Source organism: Companilactobacillus sp. FL22-1, from assembly GCF_043951805.1.
Lineage (GTDB): Bacteria > Bacillota > Bacilli > Lactobacillales > Lactobacillaceae > Companilactobacillus.
Map to the genome: position 1 here is coordinate 1 of NZ_JBINJY010000002.1, position 24,924 is coordinate 24,924.

Annotated in this window: 21 protein-coding genes, 1 tRNA gene and 1 pseudogene; 21 read left to right on the forward strand and 2 right to left on the reverse strand. The window is 36.6% G+C overall.

Annotated features, from left to right (window positions below; genetic code table 11):
* The 10 genes and pseudogenes from ACG72T_RS01460 to ACG72T_RS01505 all read left to right on the forward strand — a co-directional run.
* Positions 1-450: pseudogene (locus ACG72T_RS01460) on the forward strand (hypothetical protein); the annotation flags it as partial.
* A 9-nt stretch (positions 451-459) separates the two neighbouring features.
* Entirely contained in the window at positions 460-1,461 is a 1,002-nt protein-coding gene (locus ACG72T_RS01465) for a hypothetical protein (RefSeq protein WP_395264173.1), read from the forward strand.
* A 42-nt stretch (positions 1,462-1,503) separates the two neighbouring features.
* Positions 1,504-1,950: a hypothetical protein gene (locus tag ACG72T_RS01470; protein WP_395264174.1), complete on the forward strand. Its 447-nt coding sequence runs from the start codon at positions 1,504-1,506 to the stop codon at positions 1,948-1,950.
* Positions 1,943-3,505 (forward strand): hypothetical protein, encoded by a 1,563-nt coding sequence (locus ACG72T_RS01475; protein ID WP_395264175.1) that lies wholly within the window; start codon positions 1,943-1,945, stop codon positions 3,503-3,505. The genes ACG72T_RS01470 and ACG72T_RS01475 overlap by 8 nt, the downstream gene beginning before the upstream one ends.
* A gap of 35 nt (positions 3,506-3,540) precedes the next feature.
* Positions 3,541-4,770: a glycosyltransferase gene (locus ACG72T_RS01480; RefSeq protein ID WP_395264466.1), complete on the forward strand. Its 1,230-nt coding sequence runs from the start codon at positions 3,541-3,543 to the stop codon at positions 4,768-4,770.
* A gap of 28 nt (positions 4,771-4,798) precedes the next feature.
* Positions 4,799-6,841 carry a cellulose biosynthesis cyclic di-GMP-binding regulatory protein BcsB gene (locus ACG72T_RS01485; RefSeq protein ID WP_395264467.1) on the forward strand — a complete coding sequence of 681 codons (2,043 nt, stop codon included), beginning with the start codon at positions 4,799-4,801 and terminating at the stop codon, positions 6,839-6,841.
* On the forward strand, positions 6,831-7,685 hold the full coding sequence (locus tag ACG72T_RS01490; protein WP_395264176.1) for a GGDEF domain-containing protein: 855 nt from the start codon (positions 6,831-6,833) through the stop codon (positions 7,683-7,685). The genes ACG72T_RS01485 and ACG72T_RS01490 overlap by 11 nt, the downstream gene beginning before the upstream one ends.
* A gap of 481 nt (positions 7,686-8,166) precedes the next feature.
* On the forward strand, positions 8,167-8,289 hold the full coding sequence (locus tag ACG72T_RS01495; protein WP_395264177.1) for a hypothetical protein: 123 nt from the start codon (positions 8,167-8,169) through the stop codon (positions 8,287-8,289).
* A gap of 604 nt (positions 8,290-8,893) precedes the next feature.
* A complete protein-coding gene (locus ACG72T_RS01500) occupies positions 8,894-9,076 on the forward strand; it encodes a hypothetical protein (RefSeq protein WP_395264178.1) in 183 nt (60 codons plus the stop codon).
* A gap of 420 nt (positions 9,077-9,496) precedes the next feature.
* Positions 9,497-9,973 (forward strand): hypothetical protein, encoded by a 477-nt coding sequence (locus ACG72T_RS01505; RefSeq protein WP_395264179.1) that lies wholly within the window; start codon positions 9,497-9,499, stop codon positions 9,971-9,973.
* Positions 9,974-10,261: 288 nt separating this feature from the next.
* Here the strand turns inward: ACG72T_RS01505 and ACG72T_RS01510 are convergent.
* Positions 10,262-10,332: transfer RNA gene (locus ACG72T_RS01510), tRNA-Gly, on the reverse strand.
* A gap of 165 nt (positions 10,333-10,497) precedes the next feature.
* Between ACG72T_RS01510 and ACG72T_RS01515 the strand changes: the two genes are divergently transcribed.
* The 8 genes from ACG72T_RS01515 to ACG72T_RS01550 all read left to right on the forward strand — a co-directional run bounded on the left by ACG72T_RS01515 (position 10,498) and on the right by ACG72T_RS01550 (position 20,188).
* On the forward strand, positions 10,498-10,977 hold the full coding sequence (locus ACG72T_RS01515) for a hypothetical protein (protein ID WP_395264180.1): 480 nt from the start codon (positions 10,498-10,500) through the stop codon (positions 10,975-10,977).
* Between the two features lie 455 nt (positions 10,978-11,432).
* Entirely contained in the window at positions 11,433-12,665 is a 1,233-nt protein-coding gene (gene arcA / locus ACG72T_RS01520; protein WP_395264181.1) for an arginine deiminase, read from the forward strand.
* Between the two features lie 15 nt (positions 12,666-12,680).
* Positions 12,681-13,724, forward strand: coding sequence for an ornithine carbamoyltransferase (gene argF, locus ACG72T_RS01525; RefSeq protein ID WP_395264182.1), 1,044 nt, complete (start codon positions 12,681-12,683; stop codon positions 13,722-13,724).
* Positions 13,725-13,799: 75 nt separating this feature from the next.
* A complete protein-coding gene (arcD, locus tag ACG72T_RS01530; RefSeq protein WP_395264183.1) occupies positions 13,800-15,212 on the forward strand; it encodes an arginine-ornithine antiporter in 1,413 nt (470 codons plus the stop codon).
* A gap of 11 nt (positions 15,213-15,223) precedes the next feature.
* Positions 15,224-16,330 carry an aminotransferase gene (locus ACG72T_RS01535; protein WP_395264184.1) on the forward strand — a complete coding sequence of 369 codons (1,107 nt, stop codon included), beginning with the start codon at positions 15,224-15,226 and terminating at the stop codon, positions 16,328-16,330.
* Between the two features lie 30 nt (positions 16,331-16,360).
* A complete protein-coding gene (gene arcC, locus ACG72T_RS01540) occupies positions 16,361-17,302 on the forward strand; it encodes a carbamate kinase (RefSeq protein ID WP_395264185.1) in 942 nt (313 codons plus the stop codon).
* Between the two features lie 258 nt (positions 17,303-17,560).
* A complete protein-coding gene (gene argS, locus ACG72T_RS01545; RefSeq protein WP_395264186.1) occupies positions 17,561-19,255 on the forward strand; it encodes an arginine--tRNA ligase in 1,695 nt (564 codons plus the stop codon).
* Between the two features lie 12 nt (positions 19,256-19,267).
* A complete protein-coding gene (locus tag ACG72T_RS01550) occupies positions 19,268-20,188 on the forward strand; it encodes a prenyltransferase (RefSeq protein WP_395264187.1) in 921 nt (306 codons plus the stop codon).
* Positions 20,189-20,263: 75 nt separating this feature from the next.
* Here the strand turns inward: ACG72T_RS01550 and ACG72T_RS01555 are convergent, their stop codons facing one another.
* Positions 20,264-21,178, reverse strand: a complete 915-nt coding sequence (locus ACG72T_RS01555; RefSeq protein WP_395264188.1) for an RluA family pseudouridine synthase — start codon at positions 21,176-21,178, stop codon at positions 20,264-20,266.
* A 91-nt stretch (positions 21,179-21,269) separates the two neighbouring features.
* Here ACG72T_RS01555 and ACG72T_RS01560 point away from each other — a divergent pair, with 91 nt between their 5' ends.
* The 3 genes from ACG72T_RS01560 to ACG72T_RS01570 all read left to right on the forward strand — a co-directional run bounded on the left by ACG72T_RS01560 (position 21,270) and on the right by ACG72T_RS01570 (position 24,923).
* Positions 21,270-23,348 (forward strand): PBP1A family penicillin-binding protein, encoded by a 2,079-nt coding sequence (locus ACG72T_RS01560; RefSeq protein WP_395264189.1) that lies wholly within the window; start codon positions 21,270-21,272, stop codon positions 23,346-23,348.
* A gap of 9 nt (positions 23,349-23,357) precedes the next feature.
* Positions 23,358-23,696 carry a YlbF family regulator gene (locus ACG72T_RS01565; RefSeq protein ID WP_395264190.1) on the forward strand — a complete coding sequence of 113 codons (339 nt, stop codon included), beginning with the start codon at positions 23,358-23,360 and terminating at the stop codon, positions 23,694-23,696.
* Positions 23,697-23,759: 63 nt separating this feature from the next.
* Complete coding sequence (locus tag ACG72T_RS01570; protein ID WP_395264191.1) at positions 23,760-24,923, forward strand: exonuclease SbcCD subunit D; 1,164 nt, start codon at positions 23,760-23,762, stop codon at positions 24,921-24,923.
* Position 24,924: the final 1 nt, after the last annotated feature.

The window sequence follows — 24,924 nt, forward strand, 5'->3', positions numbered from 1 at the left end:
CAAAAAGCAGTGGTGAAACATGGCTTTTTAGGTGATGCCTTTCCACTGTATGCAGCGAGTTACAATTGGCAGAGTAAAACTTATAGCAATCAAAATTTGAATACTTCTGAAGCTTTGGAAACCATTTTACATTTGTCAGAGATCGGCGAAGCTAAAAAAGTCACAGTGAACTGGTTAAAGCGGCAAGTAAATAACAAGACGCTTTATAATATTTATTCTGTTAACGGTAATGTTATTGATAAAAATCAGTCCGCTGGTAGTTATGCAGTGGCGGCAATGATTTTTGCAACTGAAAAAGATCCAACGATGTATCGCAAAGCGATGGATTTAGTTTGGAAATATCAAGTAGGAGACGAGTCGTCGCCAATTTATGGTGGAATTGGGATAAAACGACAACAACTCGCTTATTCATATAATAATTTGACTGCCTTATTGGCAGCAAAGTATTGAGGCAAAGAGATGAAACATTTTTTTGCTCGTTCAATCAAAAAATTTACTAACAGAGTCTCACCAGCTTTGTTAGCAGTGATTTTAGCCGCCATTATTAGTGGTATCTTGCTCTTTGTCCCTCCAATTAACGGCTTGGCTGATAATGGCGATTTTTACCGGTCAATACTTAGCAATGGAATCTACCGATTGCATACAAGTTATAGTCAGTATAGCGATTATGTCATACCTAAATTTGGCATTATGCAATACTTTAATGAAAATCAAGTCTCAGTTTTATCATCACAGTCAATTTTTATCCAAATTGCTTTATTTTTAAATAAACTATTTTATAGTCGGACGATTTTTGATATTCGTTTCATGGGATTGGTCTATTATCTATTTTATTTAGGCGGAATTTATTTATTGACGAAGGCCTTAGTGCATCCTTTTAGAAAGATAAGTAGTTATGTATTAGGTTTGTTGATTGTCTTCATCTTTGCCGACTCAGCATATACCTTGTACTTTAACTCTTTCTTTGCTGAGCCAGGGATGTTGATCTGCATGCTTTATCTCTGTGCAGCAATTATTTCTTTAGCTCGCGATGTCTATCAAAAGAAATGGACGATGATCAGTTTATTCTTTGTCAGTACGGTACTCTTGATTACTAATAAGCAGCAGAATGCACCCTTGGCTTTGAGCTTTATCGTCGTTGCCGTAGGATTAATGTTCCTACCGAAGTTTAAAGCTAGAAAATTAGCTGTCGGATTAGGGATCACCGTCGTGATGTTAGCAGGAATTGGTATTTATGAGTCAATTGGTTCAGAAATTGTTGGAGCAAATTCCTTTCAGACCTTTTCTCACGGAGTACTTTTAGAGACTGGTGATCCGACCAAGAAAATTGAAAAAGGTGGAGTAGACGGCCAGTTTGCATTGATGAGAAATGAAAATTACTATGCAAAAGCCTACACGACCCTTGATCCAAGTAGTAAATATGTTAAAAAACATCTGATTGATAAGACCGGATTTGGTTGAACCATCCGTTATTATGCAGGTAATTTAAAACAATTTAATAATTTGCTTGATGTCGCTGCAGCTGATGTCACGGCAGTCCAGCCAAGGGCAGTTGGTGATTTTGTAAAAAATTCTGGTCATAAACCAGGAGAACAGACTAAGTACTTTACACTGTACAGTTCGTTTATGGCCGCTTTTTTCCCAGGGAAGTTTGCTTTTGACTGTTTGCTGGCCGTAGGATTTATTGCGGTGTATGCGGTAGGGTTTTATTTAGACTTGAAATCTAAACGACATTTAGGAATCTTACGCTTCTTTTTAATATTCGGCTTGATGACGATCGTTGTCTTTGTGCCGATTGTTTCAATCGTAGGAGATGGTGATGCTGACTTAGCTAAACATCTTTTCTTGATTCCAGTCAGCTTGAATATTGCAGCCTTGATTTTTGTCTCTGATATTATGAATCATACCCTTTGGAATACTGAAATAAGGGAGGTGGACCGAGGTGAATAAACTTTGGAAGCTATGTTTATTAGCATTGTTGTGTCTGCCACTGTTCGGCCAAACCTTAGATGTCAAAGCAGCGTCAACTGATAAGGCAAATAATTCGGTATTGTTGGTTTATGATTCTTTGAATACAACTGAAAATGGTCAAGAGAAGATTGATACGCTTCAGCGAGTTTTAAGCGGGATGAATTTACACGTCAAAACTATTTCCCAGTCGCAATATAAAACTGGCATGCTAAGTCAGCGTTACATTGCGGTAATTACTTTAATTAATTGGGCCAAGGCCAATCTGATAAATCAACAATTTGTTAAAGACCGGCAGCATTATAATGGTTTAAAACTGCATATCGGTCAGAATCTCAGTCAAGACGAGATCAATCAGTTAGGTGTAAAAGTTGATAAATTATACCAACAACAATTTATTTTGAAGAATACCAATCAAGAACAATTACTGCATTATACAAAGAGCTTGGATGTAGTGAATGTTGATTCAAAGGATAAAAATGTTGTCGGAATCCTTTCGACACAAGAAGCTAATCAAAAAGAGTATCCCTTTGGATATATTAATGGCAAGAATGCTTATTTGCCGTTCTTCTCGACCGACGGTTTAGGATTATTGACGGAAATACAACTGATAGCCAAATTGATAGGTAAACAAGAAACGTTTAAACCACTGTTGACAATTACTGATGTCACACCTTATAGCGATTTGAAATTGTTGGAGCAATTGAGCCGTTTCTTTTATGATCACGATATTCCTTTCGCTATCAGTACAGTTTCTGTGAGCAAAAATACTGAAATGAAAGCCTTTAGTCGCTTCACAGCGGCGTTACGTAACGTTGAAAATCGCGGTGGGGTCATTTTTTTACAGACACCTAAAGTAACTAGCGATGCTGATAATACCGGAACATTGTTGTCCGATAATATGTCCACTTATTTAGTCAGTTTGGCTAGACATCAAGTTTTCCCAGTGGGTATAAGTAGCAGCGGCTTTTGGAATCAGGATAAGATTTTGCGGACTCATTCGTTAGAGTTGGCCGATCATTGGCTGTTATTACCCAATGCTAGTACTGTCACACATGTAAAAAAGGATCAGAATGCGGGAATTGCGAAAGAAAGTTTCTTCGCTATGTCGGCTGATTCGTTAAATGGTGTAAAACGTAATAACGCTACACGTTTTCTTGTGCCAACAGCATTAACTTATGTAATGCCTGACTCTCAAGAAAAGCTTGAGCGTATCGAAAACAGTATTGAGGATCAATCGTTGACTTGGTTTGATCCCGTCGAGGATAATCTGCAAACGACCATCAAAACCGATACTACTATTCTGCAGTTTCGACACGGAGACTATTTTGCAAATGGTGCTAGTGAAGAGATTCAAACTTCGAATAATGTTTTTGGAAAGTCATTTTCAGATGGTCAGCAAAAGACACTCTTTAGTAAATATTTTAAGATCCAAGGTGGTATTTTAGCCATCTTCTTTGGTATCATAACGGTAATTTTAGCTGTATTTATCTACATTGGGCAAAGAATTTATTGGAATCGATTTAAACGTAAATAGGGGGGATTTTTATTTCAGTCTTAGATTTTTTCTTGATGATTGCCGTGGTTTCCATATGGGGAACTTTGGTTGTTAATTTAATTTTGACCGTTGCTGGCTACACGTGGTATCTAAGGCATGTTAATCAGCCTGATCCTAAGCTTGGTAAGGATGTTCCGTTTGTCTCGATTTTAGTACCAGCACATAATGAGGGAATTGTAATTGTTAAAACCGTTTTGTCGCTGTTAAGTTTTGATTATCCACAGGATCGTTACGAAGTGATTGTCATCAATGATAATTCAAGTGATAATTCAGCCGAACTCTTGAAGAATTTACAGGAACAATTTGGTCATACCCGCCTGAAGGTAATCAATACTGATAAGGTCACTGGTGGAAAGGGTAAATCCAATGCCTTGAATATTGGTTTAACTAAAGCAAAGGGCAGTCTAATTTCGATTTACGATGCCGACAATACACCGGAACACCAAGCCTTGCGAATTTTAGTAGCGGAATTGTTGTCTGATGATCGATTGGCCGCTGTAATTGGCAAGTTTCGGACTAGAAATAAGAATGCTTCGTTATTGACCCGTTTCATCAATATTGAGACCTTATCATTTCAGTGGATGGCCCAAGCAGGGCGGCAACAATTATTCCATCTCTGTACAATTCCAGGGACTAACTATGTCATTCGTCGCAGTGTGATTGAAAAAGTTGGAGGCTGGGATGTTAAAGCTTTAGCTGAGGATACTGAAATTAGTTTTCGAGTCTATCAGATGGGTTATCGAATCAAGTTTCAACCGCGGGCAGTTACTTGGGAACAAGAACCTCAGACTTTAGATGTTTGGTTTCACCAGCGAACTCGTTGGGTCAAGGGAAATATTTATGTCATTATTAAAAATGCTAAATTGCTCTTTCAAAAAAAGGGCCGTTATATTCGTTTCGATCTGTTGTATTTCCTAACGATATATTTCTTATTGATGACATCATTGATCTTGTCTGATTCAGTTTTCATTTTATCAGTCGCGGGAGTCGTGCATTCTAATCTGCAAGGTTTCAGTAATTATTTGTGGCTATTTGCAGTTTTAATGTTTGTCATCAGTACTTTCGTGACGATTACAACCGAACGAGGAGAACTGACTTTTAGTAATTTATTGTTAATCGTCTTTATGTATTTAGTTTATAGTCAAATGTGGCTAGCAGTAGCCGCTTATGGAATGGTGGGGTATATCCGTGAACAAGTCTTTCATCAACAAGCAAAATGGTATAAAACAAAGCGTTATAAATAGTTGGATTACTTTTTTCATAGCTGGAATGATGTTGGTTATCTTAAGCTTTCAAGCTGTACCTGTTCAAGCAGCTGATAATCAGACCTATACCCAACAATTTCAAAACACGACCACGACTCTATCTGGAAAATCAGTCGAGTCAAATATGTACTTTACAAAAATGGATTACTGGGACTTGAAAAAAGTTACCTTTAATCTTAACTATCAAGTTTCACAGTTAGCTAATCAACAAACATCTGATATTACCGTTGCAATCAATGGAGTGAAGTTTTATTCGTTCCGTCCGCAGAATAAGTCAGGTTTTCAGACTGAAAAAATTGATATTCCAGTTAATTTGGTCAGTGGCAGTAATCAGTTGACGATCAGTGGTCAAATCTTGAATCAAACTAGCGACAAGAACTATCAATTACAACAAACACCGGCTAATTGGCTTACTATCGGTCAAGCTTCGAATATCAATTTTGATTATCAACTTAAGGAAGCTGAGAATAAAGTAAATTCATTCTACAGTCATTTCACAGGTCAGGACACGATTGCTTATCAGAGATCTCGTATCGTTACAAGCAATAATCCTAGCACTGATGAATTAACTGCCAGCATGATTGCTCTATCCGGCCAATCTCGTATCATCACTACAGAAAATGATCAAATTCAAGTTGTTCCAATTAGTGAAATGAAAGCTCAAGCTAACGATTATTTAATGGTTATTGCCAAGTATGACCAATTGCCAGCAGATTTAAAGAAACAAGTTGCTGCAAACGATGTGACTGATCAAGCGATAATTAAGACTTATTACAATGACAATAAGCATTATTTAATCGTGACGTCCAAACGGGCAAGTCTGTTGAAAAAAGCCGCCCGTTTTGTTGCTAATGAGGAATTGATGAAAGAGTCTGATCAGGCTCAAGAGTTTATTAATGCCAACACCGATACCTTTAGCTCATCGTTACATGACGATGGAACTCATATTTTAACAAATTCTACAGATCGAGTAGAGGGTGCAGGTCATAAAGAGACAAGTTATTTAGTCCAATTGCCTAATGACCGTGCCAATGCCGATGGCTCGAAGATTAAACTTTCATTTAATTATAGTAAGAATCTCAACTTCAATCGCTCTTTAGTAACAGTTTATGTTAATAACACAGTTGTAGGGAGTAAGAAATTGAGTCGTGCTAAAGCGGACAATGACAGTTTGACTTTAGACGTACCACGAAACCTTTCTTTAGGGAGTAGTTTTACTGTACGGGTGTCCTTTGATTTGGAGATGTCAGGTAGCAATACTTCTGATAATAGTAATACCCCGTGGGCTCAAGTTATGCCAGCCTCAAAAATGTTGGTTCGTTCGCAAAGAAGCAATGATTTGCTCTTTACAAATTATCCAACCTTATTTATTAACAATGAGACTTATGATAACATTGCCGTTATAACGCCTAAAACAATCGATTATAATGATTTTAAAACGTTAACCAATATTTTTAACTTGATAGGAAACTTTTCTAAGAGTAATACGGGAGATATACAGTTTTACAACCAGCTGCCCAGTCAACAAGTATTAAAAAATGACAATGTGATTGTCATTGGTACACCGCAAAATAATCCCATGATCAAGCGGTTGAATTCGAAGTTGTATTTTAAGTATTCCAGTGATTATCAACGACTTGTTTCAAATGAAAAATTGAGTATTGAAGATAATTACGGTAAAAATATTGGTACGAATCAGTTACTACGTTCACCTTATAACGATAAAAAAGGTTTACTAGTCGTTACAGGTAGTTCTTCAAAGGATGTATACTTGGCATCGACACAAATCAATTTTCAAAAGAACATTCAACAATATAATGGTGATGCAATCGTAGTTGATATGAATAACAATCATTTTGGCTATCGTTTTAAGAAGAATAAGGCTATTGATCAATCATTAGACAACCAACGTAAATTCGCCAAGAATTCACAGCTGATTTTATATCTGGGAATAGCTAGTTTAATTGTCATTATGATAATCATTGGCGTGATCTTCACTGCAAGAAAACAAGCACATTTGAATGGAGGCGGTCATAAAGATGAAAAATAACCGCGATGAAAAAGATTCGTTATTACAAGATATCGGTTTGCTAGTTTTTATCGCACTTTTTGGCGCCACTGCAGTTTTTATGGTTTTATCAGGTAATTTACTCTTAAATGTCATCTATTTATGTTGTACTGTTTTTTTGTTGATGATCACATATTTTTATGGGATTTTACCCAGCTTAATTTCAAATATTGTTTTTATCGGCATTCAAGTCATCATTATGACTTATCAGTTCGTTACTAAAACCTATGAAATTCCTTGGCAAATGAGTTTTTGGCTGTTGATGCCTATCTTTTTATCGTCATCCTTGTATCTGATGGTCAAAAATAGTGTTGCACTGCAGAAGTCGAATGGGGAACTTCGTACAGCACTGATCGAACGTGGGGCCTTTGATGAACAAACTAACCTACGGACGACAGTTGCTTATATAGAGGATATCGCAGTGTTTGCTGAAACTAATCGTCGTTTTGAAATACCGGTTACGACAGCGATTATAAAAATTCGCTATTTCAACGATTTAAGAAGAATGATGAGTTCTAATCAGTTGAAGACGCTTCTAAAACTAACTACTGATACGATCAAGGAACAGACCCGGACCAACGATATAACTTACTTGTTAAATAACGAAGATCCTACCTGGGCCATTCTTTTGTATACTGATAAAAAAGGAGCTACCATTGCGACCGATCGAATCAAAGCTGGCTTTGAAAAGAATGTTCGAGCAGAAGTCTCACTCAATACGATGGCCATTTCAATGGTGATAGGAATTGCTTCATGGGATGATTCGATGAAAACACCGTATGATTTGATGAATGCAGGAATCCATGAGACACAATATGATGTCTAATTTGATATGTAAGACTTTTTAGCCCAAAATAAATACCCGCTGACTTTTTAGAATCAGCGGGTATTTATTTTAAATGATTGAGAGCAGCTAATTATTTTAGACTCTCAAGATATGTATGACTAGACGATGTGTCTAGTTTTTTTAATGTGTGATGATAAGTAAAAAAATCGCAAAAAAGATAACATCCAGAATGGCCGACCATTCGTACCATTTGTCTGGCTTTCTAAACTCTACTGTATTATGCCCCCATTTACGAGGGTTCCACGACGGATATTCTTTTTTGGACATGTTCTTCATTTTGCATCTTCTCCTTATACTATGTACTTCATTATATCTAGGATTGAAGTTATTTGCCACTATAAAAATTGTCTTTTTGCAGAAAAATTAAAAAGAAAGGGCTTGCATTTTAATTTTTAAAGCATATAATTTCATTTATTATCTGTTGACAAGGTATAAAGAAATAAATAATGGAGGTAAACAAATGGAATATCGTGTATCGTTAAATACAAAGTCTCAGTTGTTTACCGTTGAAGATAAAAACACACATGTTTTTGCAGACGGTAAAACAATCGAAGAAGCCGTCAGTAAACTAAAGACCGCTTAATGAAACAATCATCAATATAAAAATGTAAATAGTTTATCGAAGGACATGGTTCTGACATTTTGTTGGAGTCATGTTCTTTTGCAATTTTAGGTAGTAATTATTTTCAATTGAATGTAAATGGGAATCCTTTAAATTTACCTTTTTGTTTTTTAATCATTTTTTTGTGAAAATAATAGAACTGCAAGAATAGATAATTCTAAATATTTTAAAATGGTTCTCACTCTAATTGGTGAGAGCTTTTATATTTTGTCTAAAAAGCATCGGCTTCAAACTACGTGTAGTGTAATATGATAAGTATGGAAAGCAGGTAAGGAAGTGAAAGATAAACACAAAAAAGCTCTGATTCAAAGGAAGTAGTAAAACGTCTAGCCATCCTAGCAGTTGTCCTAGATGTAATTGATAAGCTACTTTCAATAATGTCAAAGCTTTTGAATATTAAGATTGCCCCTTTTCTTTATGTACCCAAACTTTAACACGCTTTTCATAAAATTAAAATGAAAAAAGATAAGTATAAATTAATAAGTGTAGGTTAGTTATATTAATAATAACAACTATTATCTCAATAGTTACTAAGCTAGTAGAGATATTTTAAAAGGAGAATTTTATGACTGGAAAATTATCAGAAGCAAGAATAAAAGCTAATAAAAAGTGGGATGAAAAAAACAAAGAACGAGCAAGTTATTTAAGATCCCGCTCTAGTGCTAAAAGTTTTATTAAAAATAAAGCTACTAAAGAGGATATAGAAATGTTAAAAGATGTCATGAAAAAAAGATTAGAAGAATTATAAAATTGTATTGCTTTTGCACTACGTGTAGTACATTAATAATGGCTGTTAAGAGATAAGATAAAAAAGAAAAGGAGGACATAAAAATGATGTTAAATTTGATGAAGTAAGAGCTAAGAATTACGATGTATTGGTAAACGAGGATGATGGTGTAACTAACATATTTCGATGATCTTAAAGAAACAAAAGAGGCCATTACTGATGATATTAAGGATTATTCAGAGAATAACTAAATTGTTCTTACGCTAAAAAATTAATCATAGATATTCTCATGTGTAAGGACCCTTTTATTATAATTGAAAATGAATGGTGATTTTAATGGTTAATAATTCTAAAAAGAGTACTACATGAATCAAAAAAATCAAAAGGAAAAATGGCTATAAATATCAGGCTATAATTTCTATAAATGGTAAGTATCATCACTTGGATACTTTTGATAATTTTAACTATGCTTATAAGTTTAGACAAGAAGCATTAGAAAAACTTCGTCCTAAGGAAAAAACTCATTACGTTAAAAAAAGCAGTCTCATAGATCTAACTGGTCAAAAATTTGGATACTTGACCGCTTTAAGTAAGCTCCCTTATGATAGTAGAAATAACAGCAGGTGGCTTTGCAAGTGCGATTGTGGTAACACAACCAAGGTTATTTCTAGTGCTTTGACTAGGGGTGTAAGAACGTCTTGTGGTGCTCACACAAAGTTGGCGCTGAAATCTCTTAAAGACAAGTTCTACATTGATGATGTGGCGGTCGGAAGAATTGACAGTACCAAAATTAAACAGTCTAAAAGAAACATAACTGGCGTTACAGGTGTGTGGTTCAGAAAGCAAAGAAAGAAATATAATGCTGAAATAAAAATTAATCATGTTAAGACATTTTTAGGAAGTTTTAAAAATGCTTGAAAAAGCTAAAACCGCCAGGTTTGAAGTTGAAAGAAAGATATTAGATGAACACCCAATGTATAAAAAATAGCTCCTACTCTGATTGTCTTTAGAGTAGGAGTCTTTTTATTTAGGTACGAAAAAATCGCTAGTCATTTCAGACTGGCGATTATATATTTATGCTCTTACTATATTTTTTTCGTGACACACTTTTTTCATAACTATCTGTGATACATCGTAACTTTTAAAAATAAAAACATTGATTTATCAATGCTTCAGAGCTTATCGAAACGTATCAAAATCCAATAAAGCGAACTACGAGAATCGAACTCGCGACACTAGCTTGGGAAGCTGGTATTTTACCATTAAACTAAGTTCGCATTTGACAACCCTTATATTATACAATATTTTTTGTCGAAAAGATAAAGAATATTTAAATTTACACGTAGAATTTACAATATAAATTGATTTTTGGTTTTCATTACCATAAAATCAGAGTTGATGATAGATTTCTATCAATAAAATGCTTCAAGGAGAAGATTAGAATGAAAAAGACATTGGTTACTTTTTTGGCTGCTGTTTCATTGATGGGTGGTTTTGCAACTGTTGCTACTGGTTGCTCAAATACAAACAGTACGAAACAAGTTGAACAACATTCTGCTAAGAAAGTTACAAAAGACGAAATCAAAAATCATGATTACGTTGGTGTAAGTAGTGATAACAAGGACGAGTACATTACTTTCTTTACTGGTAAAGATCATAAGACGGTTCAATTCGTTCGTGTAAGCAAGAGTGGTTCACAAAAGGCTATTACTGATTTCAAGAAGGCTAAGTTAGTTCTTAACAAGAAGGATCCAAAGAAGTTCAAGATTGATGGTTTCAGAATTATCAAAGAGCCTGATTTTGAATGGAACTTCGTTAAAGTTGGCAAGACAACAATCAAATCTCCTGATGGCAAGAAGTGGAAATTATATAACGGTACACATAAACAAGCTGTTAAGGCTGTTCAAAAGAATGGAAAATAGAAATTTGAAAGAGCTTAGGAACTTTTCCTAGGCTCTTTTTGTGATCAAAATTCGGATAAGAATGAGATTATAGAACGATAATTTTTAACTACTGATAATTTAACTTTAATCCTCGATAACACTGAAGTTATTGGGGATTTTTGTTTCTTTAAATATTTATCAACTATTTTTAGGCATTTCATGATCTTTATTTTGAACAATATTTTATAATAATTATTATTTCAGAAAATAATTTATAAAATTTAGTGGTGGAAATTGCAGTTTTTAAAATTTATTTTAGATTAAAAAAATTTTAATTGGCGCTAGTCCTTGTCAAATATAGCAGCAATCATGACAATTTATAAAATTAAAAAATATTTCAGAATGGAATAATTTACTGGAAACGCTTGCAAATGTAAGGGCTGTCAGATATAGTGGGTGTTGGTAACGGAATTCAAAATAAGGAGTGATTTTTTATGACAAAGCCAATCCATGTTACTTCAGAAATTGGAAAATTGGATGTAGTAATGTTGAAACGTCCCGGACAGGAAGTTGAAAACATTACCCCCGATACAATGCCCCGACTATTGTTCGATGACATCCCATACTTACCAATTGCTCAAAAGGAACATGACAATTTTGCAAACATTCTAAGAGATAACGGAACCGAAGTCCTTTATCTTGAAGATCTCGCTGCTGAAGCAATCGACGCTGGCAATATCAAAGATGCCTTCGTTGAAAAGATGCTTCGCGAATCCGACTATGCTAAGGGTGCAGATCATGATGCATTGAAAGAATTTTTGATGAGTCTTGATTCTAAAGCTTTAGTAAATCAATTGATGATCGGTGTTCGTAAAAACGATCTAGATTTCAAACCAACAGATCTAGTTAGTGCTGCTGAAGATGAGGATTATCCATTCTTCATGGATCCAATGCCAAACCTCTATTTCACTAGAGACCCGGCTGCTTCAATTGGTGATGGATTGAGCATTAACCATATGACCTTTGCTGCAAGACAACGTGAATCAATGTTTATGGAAGCAATTATTGATTATCACCCACGTTTTGCTAATAAGGGACTTCATGTATGGCGCGACAGAAACCACACACATCGTATCGAAGGTGGAGACGAATTAGTTCTTAGTGATCATGTTCTAGCTATTGGTGTTTCTCAAAGAACATCAGCAACAGCTATTGAAGATATTTCCCGTAACTTATTCAAAGACAGCAATTACGATACTGTTATTGCTATCAAGATTCCACATAACCACGCTATGATGCATTTGGATACTGTCTTTACAATGATCAATTACGATCAATTTACAGTTCATCCAGGAATCCTTGGTGAAGGTGGCAAGATCGATACTTGGACAATTCATCCAGGTAAAGATGGCGAACTAACATACGAACACAACCAAGATCTTAAAGCTGTCTTGAAGAAAGAATTAGGCTTGGACGATCTTGATTTGATCCCAACAGGTAATGCAGATCCAATCATCGCGCCTAGAGAACAATGGAACGATGGTTCAAATACCTTGGCAATTGCCCCAGGTGTTGTTGTTACTTATGATAGAAACTACGTCTCAAATGAAATCCTTAGAAAGCATGGCTTAAAGGTATTGGAGACTGTTTCAAGTGAATTATCACGTGGTCGTGGGGGCCCTCGTTGCATGAGTATGCCACTCGTTCGTGAAGACTTAAATAAGTAGAATTCTCTAGGAGGAATGATTTTGGACTATAAAGGTAAAGAAAACTCAGTATTTCAAGGCAGAAGTCTTTTAGCAGAAAAAGACTACACACCAGCTGAATTAGAATATTTAATTGATTTTGCAATTCACTTGAAGGCTCTTAAGAAAAAGGGCATTCCTCATCACTACCTAGAAGGCAAGAACATTGCTTTGCTATTCGAAAAGAATTCAACTCGTACACGTTCAGCCTTTACAACAGCAGCTATCGACTTGGGTGCTCACCCAGAATTCTTAGGTGCAAATGATATTCAACTTGGTGGTAAGGAAAGTGTTGAAGATACAGCTCGTGTATTGGGCAGTATGTTTGACGGAATCGAATTCCGTGGCTTTTCACAAAAAGCCGTTGAAGATTTGGCTAAGTTCTCAGGCGTTCCAGTTTGGAATGGTTTAACTGATGAATGGCATCCAACACAAATGCTAGCTGACTTCATGACAATGAAGGAAACATTCGGCAGCATTAAAGGTAAGACTTTGACTTTCGTTGGTGATGGTCGTAACAACATGGCTAACAGTTTCTTAGTTACGGGTTCAATGCTTGGTGTAAACATTCACATCGTTGCACCTAAGGAACTATTCCCAGATCAAAGCGTGATCGATACTGCTAAAGCTTATGCAGATAAGTCTGGCAGCAAGTTCATGATCACTGACAATATCGATGAAGGTGTGAAAGGCACAAATGTTCTTTACACTGACGTATGGGTATCAATGGGTGAAGAGAGTCAATGGGACGAAAGAATCAAATTGCTCAAACCATATCAAGTAAATATGGATATGATTAAAAAGACAGGTCAACCAGATGATCAAATCATCTTCATGCACTGTCTACCAGCTTTCCATGATACAAATACTAAGTATGGACAAGACATCAAGGCTAAGTATGGTCTTAGTGAAATGGAAGTCACAGACGAAGTCTTCAGAAGCAAATATGCACGTCAATTTGAAGAAGCTGAAAACAGAATGCACTCCATTAAAGCCATTATGGCGGCAACTCTAGGTAACTTGTTCATCCCTAAGGTTTAATCAGTTATTGGAGAAGAGCTAATCTTAATGGTTGGCTCTTTTTTCATTCTGTAAATAAAAAAAGGAATGATTAATATGGAAGAAAAAAAGGGTCTATCACTTGGAGCATTAACGGCTGCGGTAGTCACTAGTTCGATTGGATCAGGAGTTTTTACTTTAACTAGTTCACTTGCTGGTGGAGCAGCTCCAGGACCTGTCCTTTTGGCTTGGATCGTTGTTGGCTTCGGAATTATGATGTTAGCCATGTCTTTAAACAATCTATTATTGAAAAAACCAGAGTCAGAAGGTATCCAAGCATACGCTCAAGCTGGATTCGGTAATTTTGCCGGATTTGTCAGTGGCTGGGGCTATTGGCTAAGTGCTTGGTTAGGAAACGTGGCTTTTGCGACTGTTTTGATGAGTTCGCTGGGCTACTTCTTTCCTATATTTAAAGGTGGTCAAAACATACCATCAATTATTTTTGCCAGTATCGTTTCATGGTCTTTGACCTTTATCGTAAATCGTGGTGTTGAATCAGCTGCGGCAATGAACACAATTATTACAATCTGTAAGTTGATCCCATTATTCGCTTTCATCGTCGTTGCCATTTTCGTCTTCAAAGGCGGTATCTTTACCGCTCACTTCTGGTCCAATGTGGCTAGTGGCGTGGCTGGAAAAGCCGATTTGACGACTCAATTTAGATCATGTTTGATGATCATGATGTGGGTTTTCGTTGGTGTTGAAGGTGCAAGTATGCTTTCATCCAGAGCTCGTGATAAGAGCGAAGCTGGTAAAGCTACAATCATTGGTATCATCAGTTTGTTAGTAATTTATGTTTTGGCTTCAGTTTTACCATACGGTTATATGTCTCAAAATGAATTGGCAAAAATCAATCAACCAGCAATGTTGTATATCTTCCAAGATATGGTCGGTAAATGGGGCGGTGCCTTTATTGGTATAGGTCTAATTATTGCCATTCTGGGTTCTTGGCTATCATGGACGATGTTGCCAGCAGATACGACAATGTTAATGGCGGAAGAGAAAATGTTACCCGCATCGTTTGGACGTAAGAATAAAAATGGTGCACCAACGTTCTCGTTAATCCTAACAGCCAGTTTGATTCAAGTCTTCTTGGTCATTCTTTTGTTCTCAAGTGAAGCGTATAATTTTGCGTTATCACTTTGTACAGCTGCAATCGTTGTTTGTTATATTTTTGTTGGTTTATTCCAAATCAAATTCTCATGGGAAAGAAAAGAAACTAAGCAACTGTGGATTGGTATATTCACAGCCGGCTTTCAAATTATTGCGATCATCTTAGCTGGTTTACATTTCTTGATGTTAGTTTGTATCGGTTATTTACCAGGAATTTATTTCTATTATCGGGCTAAGAAAGATTACAACCTTGATGGTGGAAAACTAACAACTTCAGAAATAATCTGGTCTATCTTGATAGTAGCCTTTGCAATCATCAGTATCGTTATGGTTGCTACTGGATCAATCAAAATTTAGGAAGTGTTTTTATGAAGATACCAGGGTTTGGCGTCGAAGAATGGTTAAATGTTCATGAAAGAGAAGCTAAGTATGATTTAGCTCAAAGTACAATTACATCATTTTCAATGAATGAAATTCAACAGTTGACTCAAGCTGATATTTATCAACAACTTGATGAACAGAAAATGAATTATGGTTGGATCGAAGGATCACCAACTTTTAAAAAAGAGGTCAGTCGACTCTATAAGAATGTTGACCCTGATAATATTTTGCAGACCAATGGTGCAACTGGAGCCAATCTTTTGGCCATTTACTCATTGATCGAACCAGGCGATCATGTCATCAGTGTCTATCCAAGTTATCAACAGCTGTATGATATTCCACGTTCTCTTGGCGCAGAAGTCAGCTTTTGGAAATTACGTGAAGATAAAAATTGGTATCCCGATATTGAGGAACTGAAATCCTTGATTCGACCAAATACCAAGATGATTTGTATCAATAATGCCAATAATCCGACTGGAACGATCCTCGATAAGAAGTTCTTGGAACAAGTCGTGGAAGTTGCTAAGTCAGTTGGCGCATATATTTTAGTCGATGAGGTTTACTTGCCTTTCGATGATTCAGTTGATTTTGCACCAATCATTGATCTCTATGATAAAGGAATCTCAACAAATTCCCTTTCAAAAACATATTCAATGCCAGGTATTCGTGTAGGATGGACAGCTACCAATAGTGAATTAGCGGATATTTTCCGTAAGTATCGTGATTATACGATGATCTGTTCAGGTGTTTTCAGTGATCAAATGGCCTGCTTGATTTTGGAAAATAGAGATAAAGTCTTGGCAAGAAATAAGAAAATCGTTTTGGATAATTTAGCTTACTTTAAAGATTGGGTCGAAAAGACTCCAAAAATTAGCTGCGTCTTTCCAAATGGTGTTTCAACTTCTTTCGTCAAACTAGAGACTAAGAAGTCGAGTTTAGATTTCTGTCGTGATCTATTGAAGGATACTGGAGTTCTATTAGTGCCAGGTGAAGCTTTCGATGTGCCCGGCTATGCCAGACTAGGTTACTGTGCACCTCATGAAACTTTGACTAAGGGATTAGCAATTTTGGGAGACTACTTACAAAAAAATTAAAACTTACGATGTTTTGAGGAGAAAGATATTATGACAAAAGAACGTGTCGTTGTTGCCCTAGGTGGCAATGCTATTTTGAGTACTGACGCAAGTGCCAAAGCTCAACAACTTGCTGTTAAAAAGACTTGTGAATCACTAGTTGAATTTGTTAAGAGTGACAAAGATTTGATCATCACTCACGGTAATGGCCCACAAGTTGGTAATTTGCTATTGCAACAAGCAGCTGCTGATAGTGAAAAGAATCCAGCTTTGCCACTAGATACTTGTGGAGCAATGACTGAAGGTAGTATCGGTTACTGGTTCCAAAACGCTATGAAAGAAGTTATGTTGAAGAATAATATCGACAAACAAGTCGTAACTTTGATCACACAAACAATTGTTGATAAAGATGATCCAGCTTTCAGCGATCCTACAAAACCAATTGGACCATTTTATACAGAGGATGAAGTTCCTAGTCTAGAAGCTGAACATCCTGACTGGACGATCGTTGAAGATGCTGGTCGTGGATATCGTCGTGTTGTTCCTTCACCAAAACCAGTTGAAATCAATGAATATCCAGCCATTGAAGCTATCTCAAAAGCAGGTGTTATTCCAATCGTTGCTGGTGGTGGCGGTATTCCTGTTGTTAAAGATGGCGACCGTTTGATCGGTAAAGAAGCAGTTATCGATAAAGATTTTGGTGCTTCTAAGATTGCTCAATTGGTCGATGCTGATCAATTGATTATCTTAACTTCTGTTGGTGGGGTATTCTATAACTTTGGCAAGCCTGATCAAGAAGAGATTTTTGATGTAACTGCTGATGAGATTCAAAAACATATTGACAATGATGAATTTGCTAAAGGCAGTATGATGCCTAAAGTACAAGCTGCTGTAGCCTTTGTAAAAGCTACTGGTAAGCCTGCAGTTATCGGTGCTCTTGATGATGTTAAAGAGATTATTGCCGGTAACAAGGGAACAGTTATTCACAAATAATTATTGTTATTGTGAATTTTATGTGCTATCATATTTTTGCAAAAGAAGGATTAATTGATCAGTAGAATTTCAGCGAGACTATGGTTGGTGAGAGTTAGTCAATTTTAAGATCGAGTCGCACCCTTCTTCTTAAATTTAAATAATACAATTAATGAGTGGATATTAATCAATTAGAGTGGTACCGCGGGAAATCTCGTCTCTTTTAATAAACGAATTGTTTATTAAAAGAGGCGTTTTTTTTATCTAAAGGAGGAAAATATGGATTTTAAACAACAAGTAGTAAAGGCATTAAAGCAAGTTTTACCAGCAGAAATTACAGAGCAACAAGTTGCTGATTTGATTGAAAAACCTAAGACATCTGATCTTGGCGATTACGCATTCCCAACTTTTATTTTGGCAAAGACAATGCACAAGGCTCCTAACATGATCGCTGAAGAATTAGTTGGCAAAATTGATGCCACTGATTTTGAAAAGGTAGTTAACACTGGAGCATATATCAACTTCTTCCTTGATAAAAAATCCTTTTCAGAAGACGTCTTACACGAAGTCTTAACTCAAAAAGATCAATATGGTAATGCTGATGATGGTAAAGGCCGTAATGTGCCAATCGATATGTCATCACCTAATATTGCTAAACCAATGTCAATGGGTCACTTACGTTCAACTGTAATTGGTAATTCCATTGCTAAGATTATTTCAAAACTAAATTATCAACCAGTTAAGATCAATCACTTGGGTGATTGGGGAACTCAATTCGGTAAATTGATCGTTGGTTACAAACTTTGGGGTTCAGTTGAAGAAGTTGAAGCTGATCCTATCAATAACCTTTTGAAGTATTACGTTCGTTTCCACAAGGAAGCTGAAGAGAAACCAGAATTAGACGATGAAGCTCGTGCATGGTTCAAGAAGATGGAAGATGGCGATGAAGAAGCTTTGGCATTGTGGTCATGGTTCAAAGATCTTTCACTAAAGGAATTCCAAAAGATCTACGATCGACTAGATGTTCAATTCGACCACTTTACTGGTGAATCATTCTACAACGACAAGATGGATGCCATCGTTGATACACTTGAAGAAAAAGGTTTGCTCAAAGAAAGTCGTGGTGCTGAAATCGTTGACTTGTCAGAATACGATCTCTCACCAGCTTTGATCAAGAAGACTGACGGTGCCACACTTTACATCACTCGTGACTTGGCTGCTGCTAAGTACCGTAAAGACACCTTCGACTTTGTTAAATCACTTTACGTTGTTGGTTCAGAACAAGCAGAACACTTTAAGAAATTAAAGATCGTTTTGAAGAAGATGGGCTACGATTGGTCAGATGATATTGATTACATCCCATTTGGTTTGATCACAACTGGCGGTAAGAAACTTTCAACGCGTTCTGGTCGTGTTATCTTGCTCGAAAACGTGCTTAACGATGCGGTAGATCTTGCTAAGAAACAAATCGAAGAAAAGAACCCAGATCTTAAGAATAAAGATGCCGTGGCCGAAGCAGTTGGTGTCGGTGCGGTTGTCTTCCATGATTTGAAGAATGACCGTCGTGATAGTTTCGACTTTAATCTTGAAGAAGTTGTTCGTTTTGAAGGTGAAACTGGTCCTTATGTTCAATATACAAATGCCCGTGCCTTGAGTATTTTGAGAAAAGCAAAAGAAGTTAACTTTGGTGACGGAAAAGACCTTGCAGTGACAGATCCTGAAGCTTGGGATACAATCAAATTACTCCAAGATTTCCCAAATGTCGTAGAACGTGCTGCTAAAGAATATGAACCTTCTGTAGTTGCCAAATATGTTCTCAAACTTGCCAAGAGTTTTAACCAATACTATGCTCACAGCAAGATTTTGGCAGACGATGATGGTCTACAAGCCAGATTAGCTTTAGTTAAATCAGTTTCAATCGTCTTACAAATGTCATTGGGACTTCTAGGGGTTAAAGCTCCAGAAGAAATGTAAGGTGGATTAGTTTTGAATAGACAACTTTTTGACGAACTTTCAGAGATAAAAACGACCACGCTAGACGTGGCGTGGTTTATATTAGCAATCTGTTTTACTTATTTAAATTACGGAACCTTCAATTTTTTAAACGGAATTTTAGGTTTTGTGGCCGTCTTCTTTATTCATTTATTTATTAACTTTCACAATAATTATATGGATTATAAGAACTCAAAAAGTGAAGAGTATCGCCAAAAAATCAGCACTATTGGTATTAATCGTGAATCACTGGCAATAGTCAAAAAATGGATGCTCGGTTTGGCCATTTTTCCATTAATTATTGGGGTTTTTCTGATTTATCGGACGGGTTGGGTTACTCTTGTGATTGGTGTCATTGGGGTAGCAATCGGTTTGTTATATTCAGCAGGTCCTAAGCCACTGAACTCAACTATCTTTGGGGAAGCAGCGGTGGCTATTGCCATTAGCCAGCTAATTCCTTTAGCCTATACTTATTTAGGGCTAGGGGGAACAGCTAAGTTTGATTCAAGTACTGCCATTTCGGTAATCCTAGTCAGTTTACCTAATACTTTTGCCTTTTTCTGTGCAGAGTTGAGTAATGGCACTTCGGACCTTGAAGCAGACGTAAAAAATGGTCGCCATACTTTGGTGGCTAGAATTGGTAGAGCCAACGCTTTGAGTTTATTCAAAGCTAGTTGGTCATTAGCCTTCCTATTAGTGCCAATTTTAGCTTTAACAAAAGTAGTACCTTACATTACACTATTGATCGTGCTGCTTTATCCAAACATCTGGGACGACTTTCGTCCTTATCTGAAGGAACAAGTGAAAACCAAAACTTATCCTTTAGTAATCAAAGCTGTCGGTAAATTCTCCGTAACGTATATTTTCTTAATTGCTGTCGGGGCGATTATCAAACTAGTTATGTCAGTCTTTTAACGATAGTTTATCTCAGAAAGAGTCATGAAAAAATCACTCCTAAAACTTCTTTCTGAACATAAAAGAAGAGCTCACCTAATTGTCGGGATTAGGTGAGCTTTTTGGTTGCTTTAAATCAGCACATATTAAATTATACATATTTTCTGATAACTTTGCTTGAATAATTTTATTTTGATTGGAGAAAGGTTGCTGAAAGGTTAATTTGTGGGCGAAAAGAGCCATTTCACCTTTTTTTGGATGAGGATTGTAGAGTGGATCATTGACGATCGGCCAGTGATTAAATGCTAAATGAACTCGTAGCTGATGAGTTCGACCCGTGTGTAGATTCAATTTTAGTAAGGCAAATTTTGAGGTTTTTTTGATGACTTGAAAATCTGTTTGGGCGCTGAGACCATCTGTTGCGACAATTCTTTTGCGGACGTCGGTCGGGTCTTGAGCAATGGGAAGGTCGATCGTGCCACTGTTTTGGATGGGGCTGTCTAAGTTTACTAACGCCAGGTATTCTCGATGGAGCGTCTTAGTGCTGAGCTGGCGATTAAAGATAGGGACCAGGTAAGGAGTTTTACTGATCAAGACTAAACCTGAGGTCTCCATGTCGATGCGATGGACCATATAGGGATGACCATTCTTTAAGTATGATTCAACATCGTTCATTAAGGAGTCACTTTCACTAGCAAGATTGGGGTGAGTCTTTTTTCCCGCCGGTTTATTAGCTATTAGGATGTCGTTATCTTCATAGACTATGTCTACATTGTCGTTGCCCGGTAAATAAGTTTGGGCGCTTCGTGGTGGAAAATTAAAATTCAACGTAATTTGGTCGCGGTCATTGACAATTGTATTGAAAGGCTGGTAATGTCCGTTGATCAAAACGTCTTGTTGGATTCTAAAAAAATGTTGCCATTTTTTGGGAATGAGCCATTTTTTTAAGAGCTCTCGAAGTGTAAGAACTTCATTGTTTTCGCGGTGATAGGTCACAATTTTTTGGTACATTTGGTGTCGACTCCTTAAAGATTCTGCGAGTAATTTATAAAATAGAGCAATAATGTGATAAAATTTGTTCTTATACAGAGGTATTTAAACAATGAATAATAACAATGGTTTTTGGGATTGGTTAAAACCCAAATTACTAGTTGCTTGGTCCTTTATCAAGAAATACTGGAAGAGATTCCAATTAACTCGTTGGATAATCTTACTGGTTTTAACGTTAATTTTAGTTTTGAGTAGTTACTGGACTTTTAAGGCTAAAACTAGCAACGTTCAAGATTTACAGTCATCTTTACAAACAAAGACGACAATTATCGATAAAGACGGCGATAATGCCGGTCAATTATACGCTAACAAAGGTACGTATGTTAGTTACGACAAGATTTCCAAAAATATCCAAAATGCTGTTACTTCAACTGAAGACCGAACATTTTGGACCAATCCAGGATTCAGTATCAAAGGTTATATTAGAGCTGCTTTGGGATATTTGATCCATCATGGTATTTCCGGTGGTGGTAGTACTTTGACCCAACAGTTGGCTAAGAATTCGCTTTTGACACAAAAACAGACACTTTCAAGAAAAGGTGAGGAACTTTTCTTATCGATTGAAATCAATCATGTGTATTCTAAAAAAGAAATCATCACGATGTATCTGAACAACGCATACTTTGGTAACGGAGTCTGGGGCGTTCAAGATGCGTCCGAAAAGTATTTTGGGAAAAATGCTTCTGAACTTGATCCAGCTGAAGCTGCGGTTTTAGCCGGGATATTGAAAGCACCAAATGCTTATAATCCTATCGATAGTTTGAAAAATTCAACTGCCAGACGTAATTTGGTTCTCGATTTGATGGTCCAAAATCAGAAATTGACAGCTTCACAGGCCTCATATTATAAGAATACGCCTATCAGTGTGAATGACAATTATGAAGTCAGCAGTTCGTACAAATATCCTTATTTCTTTGACGCCGTCATCGATGAAGCGGTCAACAAGTATGGCTTAAAGGAAGACGATATTTTGAACAAGGGCTATAAGATCTACACGACGCTTGATCAAAAAATGCAAAGTTCAATGCAGTCGACGTTTGATAAAAGTTATCTCTTCCCATCTAATGCCAGCGATGGTACTAAAGTCCAAGGGGCTTCTATTGCGGTCAATCCTAAGAATGGCGGTATTTTGGCTGTTGTTGGTGGTCGAGGCGACCATACTTTCCGTGGTTATAATCGTGCTACCTCAAGTCAAATGCAACGACAACCTGGTTCAACTATCAAACCATTAGCTGTCTATACGCCAGCAATTGAGAATGGTTACAGTTATGATTCAGAGCTTCCTAATGAAATCACGACTTTTGGTAAGAATAAGTATGCCCCAACTAATGCGGATGGCTTGTATTCAAAGACTATCCCAATGTATAAAGCCCTCTATCAAAGTGAGAATATTCCTGCCGTGGCTTTACTCGATAAGATCGGTGTGAAAAAGGGTGTGGATTCAGTCGAGAACTTCGGTATCAAAGTTCATAAAAATGACCAAAACTTAGCTTTGGCACTGGGTGGGTTGACGACAGGGGTCAATCCTTTACAAATGGCACGAGCTTATACGGCCTTTGCCAATGAAGGTAAGTTGGCCAATACTCACTTTATTACTAAAATCGTTGATTCAACGGGAACTGTGATCGTGAATAATACCGACACATCAAACAAACAGATTATTAGTAAGAATACTGCTAAAGAAATGACTAGTATGATGCTAGGCGTTTATAACGAGGGAACTGGTAAACTAGCGAAGCCATTAAACTATCAGATTGCTGGTAAAACTGGTAGTACCGAAGTTCCTGATTCATACGGCTATGCTGGAACTAAAGATCAGTGGATGATCGGTTACACGCCAGACGTAGTTGTTGCCAGTTGGATCGGTTTTGACAAGACGGATAAAGATCATTTCTTGCCTGGAGCAAGTGAAAATGGTTTATCTGCCTTGTTCAAAGATGAGATGACGGGTATTTTACCAGATACAGAAGAAACTGATTTTGGAGTTAAAGATGCAGCTAAATTAGCTGAGGACAATAATTCCGATAGTGGCAATTCAGATATTACTAAATCTATTCAAGATGGAGTAAACAACATTAAAAATAAAGCTTCACAATGGTATAATGATATTAAGAACTTTTTTGGTCAATAGGAGGACTTTATGAACATTTACGATAGTGCTAATCAACTCGAACAAGATTTGAGAAAGACAACAGAGGTTGCTGAATTAAAGCTTGCTTTCGAAGCTGTTAAAGCCAACGACCTCGCTTACAAGCTTTTTGACAAAGTACAAAATAAACAATTTGAACTTCAACAAAAGCAAATGCAAGGTCAAGAAATTACTGACGAAGACATTAATGCAATGCGTGAATTAACAGACCAACTTTCAAATTACACTGAAATCCAAAACTTAATGGAAAAAGAGCAAAAGATGAACTCAATGATGGATGAATTGAACAAGATCATTTCAAAACCTATCGCTGAAATTTATCAAAATTAATAACAAGGACTTAGGGCTTAAGTAATTTGCTCAAGTCCTTTTCTTTTACAAGGGAGCTTTAAAATGAAATTTTTGCATGCAGCAGACTTACATTTAGATACACCTTTTGTCGGCATTAGCAATTTTTCAAAAGATCTGCAAAAACAGTTACAACAATCGACTTATCAAGCTGCTAAGCAAATGTTTACCACTGCGATCGAACAGAAGGTCGATTTTGTGATTCTAGCGGGGGACATTTTTGATGATACGGACAGCTCATTAAAAGCCCAGATGTTTTTGCGTGATGAATTTGAAAAGTTGAATCAGGCCGATATTAAGGTTTATTTAATTTACGGTAATCATGATTATTATCGGAATAATTTTGCTGTCGTAAAGTTTCCAAGCAATGTAAAAGTTTTTGGTGAAGAAGTTCAGACTTTTGAACAGGTGACTCAAGATGGTCAAAGAGTTGGTTTGACTGGTTTTAGCTATCATCAACAACATGTTAATCAGGCGATGATTCAAGAGTATCCACAGCGTGGGGATTTCGATTATCAGATTGGGATTTTGCATGCTGGTGTTGGTGACGATAATTATGCACCTTTTCAAGTCAGTGAATTGTTAGCTAAAGGTTATGATTACTGGGCTTTAGGCCATATTCATAAACGGCAGATCCTTCACCAAAATCCTCTTGTAGTATATTCTGGCGATATTCAAGGCCGTAATCAAAACGATACGACTCCTAAGGGCTTTTATATTGTTTCACAAGCAAATCATCAAACTGAATTAAAATTCGTTAAGAGCAGCGTTTATACGTGGGATAAGGCTGTCTTGAATGCTAAGAGCGATGATACTGTTGATTCTTTGATCACTCGGATCTCAGATTTGTTAGTGACGTCTAATGTGCTATTGACGTTGACGATCAACAATGCTCAAAACTTAAATAGCGATGTTCTAAAGACGGTAGAACGAAATGAAGTCTTGCAGCATTTCAATCAAATGGAGACTGCAAGTGTCCTCTATAAAATTTATTTGAAGTTTAATGACAATCCACAATTGGCTCAAATTGATCAACGATATTGGGATGAAGCCCAAAGGATGACAATTGATTTAGACAAAATCAAAGATTTAGATACTAAATTGTATTCATCAAGTATCATTCGTGATCATATCAACGATCCGGATTTCTTGAAAGTTATAACGGAAATGACTCGCAATACAATTAATCAAAAATATACTGGAGAATAAT